Consider the following 9,480-nt stretch of genomic DNA (forward strand, 5'->3'; position numbering starts at 1 on the left):
GTCGCCTTCGGGCCGCACTGGAAGCTGCAGATGGCGGGCCTCCTGGTGATGGGCCTCGGCTTCTACATGATCCACGGCTGCCTGCAGGTGTTCGCCAGCGAGCTGTCGGTCGAGGCGCGCGCCACCGTCAGCGTGTAGAGCAGGCCGCCGATCGCAAAGCCCGCGATCACGATGCCGGCGATCGACAGCGAGGTCTCGCCGAGCTCGAACAGGAACGAGGCGATGAAGGGGAACAGCCCGAGCACGCAGCAGCCTTCGACGAAGACCGCCGAATAGCAGATGCGCGCGTTCGGGTTGGTGAAGATGGTGCGATAGCCGTGGCGCAGCGCCTTCAGGCTGGTGCGCGGCGGACGGTTCAGCGCGGCGCCGCGGAAGCCTACCGCAACCGCGACCGCGACGATGATGACAAGGCCGCCGAGCACCGCGAGCACGCCGCGCCAGCCGAGCAAATCGCCGATCAGGCCGGAGGCCGTGGCCCCGAGCAGATTGCCGGTCATCGAGCCCGCCAGCGTCCGGCCGATCGCGAGCTGCCGCTTGTCCGGTCCGACTAGATCGCTGGTCAGGGACAGCGCTACCGGAAACACGCCGCCCGAGCCGATGCCCGCGAGGATGCGGGTCACGAACAGCATCGGAAACGAGGTCGAGAGCGCGCCGAGGATATTGGCGAAGCCGAGCAGTCCGAGGCAGATCGTCATCAGCCGCGCCTTGCCGAACAGATCGGCGGCGGCGCCGATCGCCGGCTGGACCGCGGCAAAAGTGAAGGCGAACACCGCGGCAAAGCTCGCTGCGGTCGCGATGCTGACGCCGAAATCATCGGCGACATGCGGCAGCACCGGATCGAGCGCGCGCACCGACAGGCTCGCCGCGAAGGTCGCCAGCGTGATGACGTTGAGGGCCGGCGGCATGCCGCTGGTTGCGGTCATGTCGTGGTCCGTCGGTCAGGCTGCCGTCTTGGCGAGCGCGTCGAACTGCATCAGCCGCTTGACGAGGGATTCGAATTCACGGAGCGGCACCATGTTGGGGCCATCGGACGGCGCATGATCCGGATCGGGATGGGTCTCGATGAACACGCCGGCGACGCCGACCGCGACCGCAGCCCGCGCCAGCACCGGCACGAACTCGCGCTCGCCGCCCGACGAAGTGCCCTTGCCGCCCGGCTGCTGCACCGAATGGGTGGCGTCGAAGATCACAGGCGCGCCGGTGGTGCGCGAAAGGATCGGCAGCGCGCGCATGTCGGAGACCAGCGTGTTGTAGCCGAACGACGCGCCACGTTCGGTGACCAGCACATTGGCGTTGCCGGCGCCGGTGATCTTGCTGACCACATTGGCCATGTCCCACGGCGCCAGAAACTGGCCCTTCTTGACATTGACGGCCTTGCCGGTCGCGGCCGCGGCCACCAGCAGATCGGTCTGCCGGCACAGGAAGGCCGGGATCTGGAGCACGTCGACGGCCTCCGCTGCTTCGGCGCACTGGTCGGGTTCATGCACGTCGGTCAGCACGGGGAGCCCGAACGAAGAACGGATCTCGGCGAAAATCGGCAGCGCCTGCTTGAGCCCGATGCCGCGCGCGGCCGACGCGCTGGTGCGGTTCGCCTTGTCGAACGAGGTCTTGTACACCAGACCGATCTTGAGCCGGGCCGCGATTTCCTTCAGCGCGGCAGCCACTTCAAGCGCGTGGGCGCGGCTCTCGAGCTGGCAGGGACCGGCGATGATCGAGATCGGCAAGGCGTTGCCGAATATGGCCGATCCGACGGCAACGATCGGCGCGGCTTGCGCGGAAACCTGATTGGTCAAAATGCTGCATCCTTTTGGTCTGCGACCATGCAATCCCGCGCGGGAGGGATCAAGCCATCCTGCACGATGAGGGGGTTGCGCTGACGCCGTGGGTGCGCCGTGCTATCACAATCCTGCCCCAACCGCCTCTATAGACTGCTGGGGAACAGATTCCCAATGAGGAACGACATGCGCCTTTCGCCTGTGATCATAGCCGTGGCCGCCCTGTCGGCGATACCGGGCCTCGCCTTTGGCCAGACCAGCAACCAGCCCGGCGTCGTCACCAGCGGCGCTACCGGCGTCACCATCAACGGCAAGCCGGCTGCGCGCAGCGGCGACACCACCAGCAATGGCGGCCCCCTGGTCGAAGGCGTGCCCAATGTCCTGATCAACGGCAAGCCAGCGGTGGTCATGGGCGACCGCACGCATTGCGGCGGCAAGACCACCTCGGGCAGCCATGGCGTCTTCATCAACGGCAAACCGATGGTCCGCGAAGGCGACCAGACATCCGGCTGCGCGCAATAGCAGTCTGGCAACTGGCGCGCGACGACGTCTCGTCAGCGCGCCGCGATGGCTATCGCATCACTTGACCGCCGAGAACGACGTCGGCACCAGGAGCTGGTTTTCGATGGTGAGAACGATCTGGCCGTCCTCCTCGGTCTTGGCGCGCGCGGCGATCCATTCCGGATCGGTCGTGAATGCAGTCCATTTCTTGTCGCGCTCGGCAAGCGATTCCCAGGCCAGCAGATAGGTCAGGTCCTGGTTGGATTCGCCGACCAGCGTCGTGAAGAAGCCGGCCTGCTTGATGCCGTGCTTGTCCCAGAGCTTCAGCGTAATGGTCTCGAAGCGCTTCAGTAGCGCCGGCAGCCGGCCCGGCAGGCAGCGATAGACGCGGGTCTCGTAGATCATTGTCGGTCCTTCCCGGATTTTGCTTGGCGGGCCGTTATAGCCAGCGGGTTCCGGACTGTCTTGAGGGGGCGCCGACATGGCACCCCTGCTCGCGGCAGGCGGCCATTTCCGCAATGTTGTTGCAATGTTACTTGCCCTACAACCGGCTGTTCGGGATCTGGACCCAAAGCACATGCGGATACTGCTGGTTGAAGACGAGCCGGAGATGGCTGCGGCGCTGTCGCAGGCGCTGAAGGGCTACGACATGGTCGTCGACCATGTGCCGAGCCTTGCCGAGGCCGAGGAAGCGATCTCCGCCGACGTGCATGGCGCCGTCCTGCTCGATCGCCAGCTTCCCGACGGCGACGGCCTCACGCTGATCCCGAAGCTGCGCGCCAAGGCGGATGGCGTTCCGATCATCGTGCTGACCGCGCGCGGCGACCTCGCGGACCGCATCACCGGTCTCGACAGCGGCGCCGACGACTATCTGGCCAAGCCGTTCGCGGTCGAGGAGCTGCTGGCGCGGCTGCGCGCCGTGCTGCGCCGCCCCGCAGGCATGCAGCTCGACATCATCAAGGCCGGCCGCATGGCGTTCGATTGCAGCCATCGCGAGGCCAGCATCGATGGCCGCCCGCTCGACCTCCCGCGGCGCGAACTCCTGGTGCTGGAGACGCTGCTGCGCCGCATGGGCCGCACCGTGCTGCGCGCGACGCTCGAAGACGCCGTCTACAATTTCGAGGACGAGATCCAGTCGAACGCGCTCGACGCCCACGTCTCGCGGCTCAGGCGCAAGCTTGCCGAGTCGGACGCCGGCATCGAGATCCACAGCATCCGCGGCGTCGGTTACCTGCTGAAGCAGGTGTCATGAGCGAACAGGCCGATCACTACTGCCTGCGGTCGCAACTGAGCTGGCGCCTGGTCGCGTTGCAGGCGGTGTTGCTGACGGGACTCGTGCTCACTGTGCTTGGCGCGCTGTGGGCTTCCGGTTTCCTGCTGGTCAACCGGGATGAGGAACGCGTCATCGACGTCGTGCAATCGGCCATCATGCGCAACGCGCAAGGCGAACTCGCGTTGCATCCGACCGACGATCTCAACAAGCTACGCGCCGAGATTCCCGATCTCTGGTTCGCCGTGCGGGACCGCGAAGGGCACACGCTCTTCGAAGGCGAGGTGCCGCCCGATTTCGCGCGGATCGGCAATGCCCTCGATCATATCAGCCAGGCGCGGCTCGGCTATCAGATGCTGGAGGACAGCCCCGGCAAGCCGGCGGCGCGGCTGAAGCGCGTCAACAGCGACGCCGGCAACGTCCAGATCATGACCGCGACGCAAGGCCGGATGACCGGCACCAAGGCGCTGCTGGTGATGACGCTGACGTGCCTGGGCAGCACCCTGCCCGGCCTGTTGCTGATGGCATGCGCCACTTTCATCGCGACGCCGATGGTGGTGCGGCGCGCCTTTGCGGGCATCGACTCCGCGGCGCATGAGGCGCGCCGGATCGACTTCCGCCAGCGCGGCAGCCGGCTGTCGGCCGACCATCTTCCGCTCGAAGTCGCCCCACTCGTGACCGCCGTCAATGACGCGCTGAAGCGGCTCGACGACGGCTACTCGCGCCATCAACGCTTCGTTGCCGACGCTGCGCACGAATTGCGCACGCCGATCGCGATCCTCAACACAAGGCTGGAGTCGCTGCCCGCGGGGCCTGAGAAAACCCGCCTGCTCGAGGATTCCGCCCGGCTTGCGACGTTGGCCGAGCAGCTGCTCGACATCCAGCGCTTCGACCAATGCCGCAACCCGTTTGGGCGGGTCGATCTGGTCGCGGTCGCGCGCACCGTCGCCGCCGACCTCGCGCCGCTGGCGATCGCGGCCGGCTACGAATTGTCGCTCGATGCCGCAACCGATCGGGTCGAAACCTCAGGCGACCGCGCCGCGCTGGAGCGCGCGCTGACCAATCTCGTGCAGAACGCCATCCAGCATGGCGGCCGCCGCGGCACCATCACGATCCATGTCGGCAGCGCCGCGACGATCGACGTGACGGATGAAGGCGACGGCATTCCCTGGGATCAGCGCACGCGGATCTTCGATCCGTTCTACCGGCTCGCACCGCTCGACCGCGGCGCCGGCCTCGGACTCAACATGGTGCGCGAGATCGCAAGGCTGCATGGCGGTCACGTCTCCGTGCTCGACGGACCGAAGGGCGGCGCGTGCTTCCGTCTCACATTGCCGCCGGCGCCCTGCGTCGCGTGATACGAGCGCGCTTCGGGCGAAGCGGGAAACGGTGCGCGTGAAGAAAACGCATCGCGACTAGAATCCAGCGCGACGTTCCGATTCAATCGGAGCGGGGCTCCAGCAACATCGCGCAATGTTGTCGCAATGCAGACCCCGCAAAGAAGAGATCGCGCTACGCAATCGAGTCGAGGCGCGACGACACTTTGCTGGGAATCCCAATGTCACATGACCTCCTGTCTTTCTTCACGGCGTGGATGGCGGCCCCCGGCCGCGTCGGCGCCATCGCGCCGTCGGGCGCTGCGCTCGCCGAGCTGATCACGCGCGATATCACCGCCAACACCGGTCCGGTGCTCGAGCTCGGCCCCGGCACCGGCGCCTTCACCTATCAGCTGTTGAAGCGCGGCGTGCGGCAGCAGGATCTCACGCTGATCGAGTACGGTTCGGATTTCATGCGGCTGTTGCAGCTGCGTTTTCCAGGCGCGCGCGTGCTGTGGATGGACGCCGCGCGGCTGGCCTCGGAACGGCTTTACGACGGCGCGCCGGTCGGCGCTGTCGTCAGCGGACTGCCGCTGCTCAACATGTCGCCGCGCAAGGTCATATCGATCGTGAGCGGCGCATTCAGCTACATGCGTCCCGGCGGCGCGTTCTATCAATTCACCTACGGCATGCGCTGCCCGGTGCGGCGGCCGATCCTCGACCGGCTCGGGCTGCGCGCCACGCTGGTCGACCGCGCCATCCTCAACGTGCCGCCCGCCGCGGTCTACCGGCTGACGCGACGCCCGCAACACAAGCTGATGACGCGCGACGCCACGCCGGCGGCCGGTTCGAACGTTTCACCGATCAAGAAAGAACGCCGGGCCAACGAAGACTGTGCCGCCGTGTAGCGGCACGGTCGACGGCCGCCTTACATCAGCCGGCTCTGCTTCGCCGCAGCCTCGATGAACGACGCGAACAGCGGATGCGGCTCGAAGGGCCGCGACTTCAGCTCGGGATGGAACTGGACGCCGATGAACCAGGGGTGGTCCTCATACTCGACGATTTCCGGCAGCACGCCGTCGGGCGACATGCCGGAGAAGCGCAGGCCATGCTGCTCGAGGCGATCCTTGTAGGCGGTATTGACCTCGTAGCGATGGCGATGCCGCTCGGAAATCTCGGTCGCGCCGCCATAGACCTGGGAGACGCGGCTGCCGCGGTTGAGCGCCGCGGGATAGGCGCCGAGCCGCATGGTGCCGCCGAGGTCGCCGCTCTGCGAACGCTTCTCGAGCTCGTTGCCGCGCAGCCATTCGGTCATCAGGCCGACCAGTGGCTCCTTGGTCGGGCCGAACTCGGTCGAGTTGGCCTCCTCGATGCCGACCAGATTGCGCGCCGCCTCGATCACGGCCATCTGCATGCCGAAGCAGATGCCGAAATACGGCACATCGCGCTCACGCGCGAACTGCGCCGCGCGGATCTTGCCCTCGGCGCCACGCTGGCCGAAGCCGCCGGGCACCAGGATGCCGTTGACGTGCTCCAGGAACGGCGCCGGGTCCTCGTTCTCGAACACCTCGCTCTCGATCCAGTCGAGGTTGACCTTCACCTTGTTGGCGATGCCGCCATGGGAGAGCGCCTCGATCAGCGATTTGTAGGCATCCTTCATGCCGGTGTATTTGCCGACGATCGCGATCGTCACCGCGCCTTCCGGATTACGGACGCGCTCGTTGATGACGTTCCAGCTCTGCAGCGCCGGCGGAATCTTTGCGGTGATGCCGAACGCAGCCAGCACCTCGTCGTCGAGACCGGCGGCGTGATAGGCCTCCGGCACGGCGTAGATGTTGTCGACGTCGCGCGCCTCGATCACGGCGCTCTCGCGCACGTTACAGAACAGGCCGAGCTTGCGCCGCTCTTCCTTGGGGATTTCGCGGTCGGTGCGGCACAGCAGGATATCCGGCTGAATGCCGATCGAGCGCAGCTCCTTCACCGAATGCTGCGTCGGCTTTGTCTTGAGTTCGCCGGCACTTGGAATGTACGGCAGAAGTGTCAGGTGAATGTAGACGGCATGATCGCGCGGCAGCTCGTTCTTGAGCTGGCGGATCGCCTCGAAGAACGGCAGGCCCTCGATGTCGCCGACGGTGCCGCCGATCTCGACCAGTACGAAATCGTAGTCGTCGTTACCCGACAGCACGAATTCCTTGATCGCGTTGGTGACATGCGGGACCACCTGGATCGTCGCTCCGAGATAATCGCCGCGGCGTTCCTTGGTGATGATGTCCTGGTAGATGCGCCCGGTCGTGATGTTGTCGGCCTTGGTGGCCGGACGACCGGTGAAGCGCTCGTAATGGCCGAGATCGAGATCGGTCTCGGCGCCGTCGTCGGTCACGAACACTTCGCCGTGCTGATACGGCGACATCGTTCCGGGATCGAGGTTGAGATAGGGATCGAGCTTGCGAAGGCGGACCTTGTAGCCCCTGGCCTGCAGCAAAGCGCCGAGCGCCGCTGAAGCCAGACCCTTGCCGAGCGAGGAGACCACGCCGCCGGTGATGAATATGTACCGCGCCATGGGACTTTACCTTTAAGCCGACTCCACCGATTCGCAAAACGAATCGGCTGTTCCCGGCAAACAATCCACCGGGCTGTGGGTTACGTTAAATTGGAAGCGATTTCAGAGCATTAATGGGGGTTTTGGATGCAGGACACCAGCGCCGTATCCTGCATGGCCACCCTGCTTTATTGCGACCGTGGCGCCTGCGGACCGCTCGGTGCCTGCTGGCCCTGCTGCTCGTCGGTCTTCTTCAGCGAATCGAGGATGCCGCCGGAGGTCGGGGGCGTCAGCGGGGTACCGCCGGCCGGCTGGGTCTGCTGCGCCGGCGCGCCGGTGCCGATGATCGAACTCGGCTTACGGTCGTAGCCCGCGTACCAGGACAGGAACAGGCTGGTGATGAAGAAGCCGACCGCGAGGATCGCCGTGGTCCGGGTCAGCAGATTCGCCGTGCCGCGGCTCGACATGAAGCCGGCGCCACCGCCCATACCGAGGCCGCCGCCTTCGGATTTTTGCAGCAGCACCGCGCCGATCATGACGCTGACGATCATGAGGTGAACAATGATAACGACAGTCTGCATCGCAAGCCTTCCGTCACAAGCCGCCAAGCGGCCAGACAAACGGCGCTATCGGCTTTGCGGGTTTCGTGAAAGTCGCGCCCTGTTACACGATTGCACCGGGCATTGTCACCCCCGAGATAGTCGCAACGCGCATGATGGCAAGCGGCCGCCATCACCACCGCCTGGGCACTTGAACGAGGCCAAGTTTTTCTACTAAAGTAGACAAATGGATATTTTAGTAGATGACCTCACCCAACGGCTGGCGCGGCGGATTCGGCTGGAACGCGACCAACGCAGCTGGTCGCTCGCCGATCTCGCCAAAACGTCGGACGTCTCCAAGGCCACCATCAGCAAGATCGAGCGCGCCGAGGTCAGCCCCACCGCGGCCGTGCTGGTCCGCATTGCCTCAGCCTTCGATCTCACCCTGGCCGGGCTGATGCTGCGCGTCGAGGGGCCGAACGAACGAGTGTCACGCGCCGCCAGGCAGCCGGTCTGGCGTGATCCTGAAACCGGCTATCTGCGCCGCCAGGTGTTCAGCAGCCCAGATCATCCGGTCGAGTTGGTGCGGGTCGAGCTGCCGCCAAAGCAGACGGTGACGTTGCCCGCCTCCTCCTACGCCCATATCCGCCAACTGGTCTGGGTCTTGAGCGGCAGCCTCGTCATCACCGAAGGCAGTGCGCGCCATGAACTCGCCGCCGGCGATTGCCTCGGCTTCGGTCCGCCGGCGGAAACGACCTTCGCCAACGAGAGCAATACCGCCTGCACCTACGTCGTGACGCTGGCGCGGAGCTGAATGCATGTCGCACTTTGTCATCAAGCCGCTCGTGGATGCGCCTGAGATTCGCAGCGCGCTCAGCGAACTTCTGATTGAGACCGTCGCCGGCGGCGGCTCCGTGAGCTTCATGCATCCGCTGGCGCTGGATGACGCCGAGGCGTTCTGGCAGGACTCGCTGGGCGCCGCAGCCCGCGGTGAACGAATCGTGCTCGGCGCGTTCGACGGCGATGATCTGATCGGCACGGTGACACTGCTGCTGAAGCTGCCGCCGAACCAGCCGCATCGCGCGGAGATCGCCAAGATGATGACGCGCCTCACCCACCGCCATCGCGGCGTCGCGACTTCGTTGCTGCGCGCCGCCGAGGCGCTTGCGATCGCGCACGGACGCACGCTGCTGGTGCTCGACACCGCCGTCGACGACGGCGCCGCACCACTTTACGAGAAGCAGGGCTTTCAACTCAGCGGCATCATCCCGCACTACGCGCTGAAGCCGCATGGCGGCCTCACCGGGACGATGATCTACTGGAAGCGGATTGGCGCGGCGGCGGTCGCGTGATCCTGCGGCCGAACAGAGATGTAAATGGCAACCGGCTTCGCAACACTGCCAATCCCGTCACCCTGACAGCTTGTGAAGCTTTCGGGTTTGGCCTGTTATGACGGTGGTTGGGTTATTGCGAAGCTGCGGCCGAGTGGCCGATGTGGTGTTCAGGCGCTATTGAGCCGATACGCCTGCAAGATGTTGTT

At 65.7% G+C, this 9,480-nt stretch carries 10 protein-coding genes and 1 pseudogene; 6 read left to right on the top strand and 5 right to left on the bottom strand.

Features of this window, described 5'->3' with window-relative positions:
* Window positions 1-116 precede the first annotated feature (116 nt).
* Both FNJ47_RS41855 and kdsA read right to left on the bottom strand, forming a co-directional pair.
* Window positions 117-923, bottom strand: a pseudogene (locus FNJ47_RS41855) (MFS transporter); the annotation flags it as partial.
* Window positions 924-938: 15 nt separating this feature from the next.
* The gene (gene kdsA, locus FNJ47_RS41860) at window positions 939-1,793 is read right to left on the bottom strand and encodes a 3-deoxy-8-phosphooctulonate synthase (protein ID WP_181957713.1); all 855 of its coding nucleotides are present in this window, start codon (window positions 1,791-1,793) and stop codon (window positions 939-941) included.
* Between the two features lie 168 nt (window positions 1,794-1,961).
* On the opposite strand from kdsA, the gene FNJ47_RS41865 reads away from it, so the two are divergent.
* Window positions 1,962-2,297: a PAAR domain-containing protein gene (locus FNJ47_RS41865; RefSeq protein ID WP_163162115.1), complete on the top strand. Its 336-nt coding sequence runs from the start codon at window positions 1,962-1,964 to the stop codon at window positions 2,295-2,297.
* Window positions 2,298-2,354: 57 nt separating this feature from the next.
* Here FNJ47_RS41865 and FNJ47_RS41870 read toward each other — a convergent pair whose 3' ends face one another.
* Window positions 2,355-2,681 (bottom strand): NIPSNAP family protein, encoded by a 327-nt coding sequence (locus tag FNJ47_RS41870; RefSeq protein WP_163162117.1) that lies wholly within the window; start codon window positions 2,679-2,681, stop codon window positions 2,355-2,357.
* A gap of 172 nt (window positions 2,682-2,853) precedes the next feature.
* On the opposite strand from FNJ47_RS41870, the gene FNJ47_RS41875 reads away from it, so the two are divergent.
* The 3 genes from FNJ47_RS41875 to FNJ47_RS41885 all read left to right on the top strand — a co-directional run bounded on the left by FNJ47_RS41875 (window position 2,854) and on the right by FNJ47_RS41885 (window position 5,770).
* Window positions 2,854-3,528: a response regulator transcription factor gene (locus FNJ47_RS41875; protein WP_163162119.1), complete on the top strand. Its 675-nt coding sequence runs from the start codon at window positions 2,854-2,856 to the stop codon at window positions 3,526-3,528.
* Window positions 3,525-4,904 (top strand): sensor histidine kinase, encoded by a 1,380-nt coding sequence (locus FNJ47_RS41880; RefSeq protein WP_163162121.1) that lies wholly within the window; start codon window positions 3,525-3,527, stop codon window positions 4,902-4,904. Before FNJ47_RS41875 ends, FNJ47_RS41880 begins: the two co-directional genes overlap by 4 nt.
* Before the next feature lie 200 nt (window positions 4,905-5,104).
* Window positions 5,105-5,770 carry a class I SAM-dependent methyltransferase gene (locus FNJ47_RS41885; RefSeq protein ID WP_163162123.1) on the top strand — a complete coding sequence of 222 codons (666 nt, stop codon included), beginning with the start codon at window positions 5,105-5,107 and terminating at the stop codon, window positions 5,768-5,770.
* Window positions 5,771-5,790: 20 nt separating this feature from the next.
* On the opposite strand, the gene pyrG is transcribed toward FNJ47_RS41885, so the two are convergent.
* Both pyrG and secG read right to left on the bottom strand, forming a co-directional pair.
* Complete coding sequence (gene pyrG / locus FNJ47_RS41890) at window positions 5,791-7,422, bottom strand: CTP synthase (RefSeq protein WP_092114569.1); 1,632 nt, start codon at window positions 7,420-7,422, stop codon at window positions 5,791-5,793.
* Window positions 7,423-7,589: 167 nt separating this feature from the next.
* Window positions 7,590-7,982, bottom strand: a complete 393-nt coding sequence (secG, locus tag FNJ47_RS41895; protein ID WP_163162126.1) for a preprotein translocase subunit SecG — start codon at window positions 7,980-7,982, stop codon at window positions 7,590-7,592.
* A 205-nt stretch (window positions 7,983-8,187) separates the two neighbouring features.
* On the opposite strand from secG, the gene FNJ47_RS41900 reads away from it, so the two are divergent.
* Complete coding sequence (locus FNJ47_RS41900; RefSeq protein ID WP_163162128.1) at window positions 8,188-8,754, top strand: helix-turn-helix domain-containing protein; 567 nt, start codon at window positions 8,188-8,190, stop codon at window positions 8,752-8,754.
* A 4-nt stretch (window positions 8,755-8,758) separates the two neighbouring features.
* A complete protein-coding gene (locus tag FNJ47_RS41905) occupies window positions 8,759-9,292 on the top strand; it encodes a GNAT family N-acetyltransferase (RefSeq protein ID WP_163162130.1) in 534 nt (177 codons plus the stop codon).
* Window positions 9,293-9,480 lie beyond the last annotated feature (188 nt).

Origin of the sequence: Bradyrhizobium uaiense, from assembly GCF_010811875.1 — a bacterium.
Classification (GTDB): domain Bacteria; phylum Pseudomonadota; class Alphaproteobacteria; order Rhizobiales; family Xanthobacteraceae; genus Bradyrhizobium; species Bradyrhizobium uaiense.

What these genes read in the sequence shown, in the direction of transcription:
- FNJ47_RS41865 (WP_163162115.1), top strand. Translation starts at nt 1,962, where the DNA reads ATGCGCCTTTCGCCTGTGATCATAGCCGTGGCCGCCCTGTCGGCGATA.
- FNJ47_RS41870 (WP_163162117.1), bottom strand. Translation starts at nt 2,681, where the DNA reads ATGATCTACGAGACCCGCGTCTATCGCTGCCTGCCGGGCCGGCTGCCG.
- FNJ47_RS41875 (WP_163162119.1), top strand. Translation starts at nt 2,854, where the DNA reads ATGCGGATACTGCTGGTTGAAGACGAGCCGGAGATGGCTGCGGCGCTG.
- FNJ47_RS41880 (WP_163162121.1), top strand. Translation starts at nt 3,525, where the DNA reads ATGAGCGAACAGGCCGATCACTACTGCCTGCGGTCGCAACTGAGCTGG.
- FNJ47_RS41885 (WP_163162123.1), top strand. Translation starts at nt 5,105, where the DNA reads ATGTCACATGACCTCCTGTCTTTCTTCACGGCGTGGATGGCGGCCCCC.
- pyrG (WP_092114569.1), bottom strand. Translation starts at nt 7,422, where the DNA reads ATGGCGCGGTACATATTCATCACCGGCGGCGTGGTCTCCTCGCTCGGC.
- secG (WP_163162126.1), bottom strand. Translation starts at nt 7,982, where the DNA reads ATGCAGACTGTCGTTATCATTGTTCACCTCATGATCGTCAGCGTCATG.
- FNJ47_RS41900 (WP_163162128.1), top strand. Translation starts at nt 8,188, where the DNA reads ATGGATATTTTAGTAGATGACCTCACCCAACGGCTGGCGCGGCGGATT.
- FNJ47_RS41905 (WP_163162130.1), top strand. Translation starts at nt 8,759, where the DNA reads ATGTCGCACTTTGTCATCAAGCCGCTCGTGGATGCGCCTGAGATTCGC.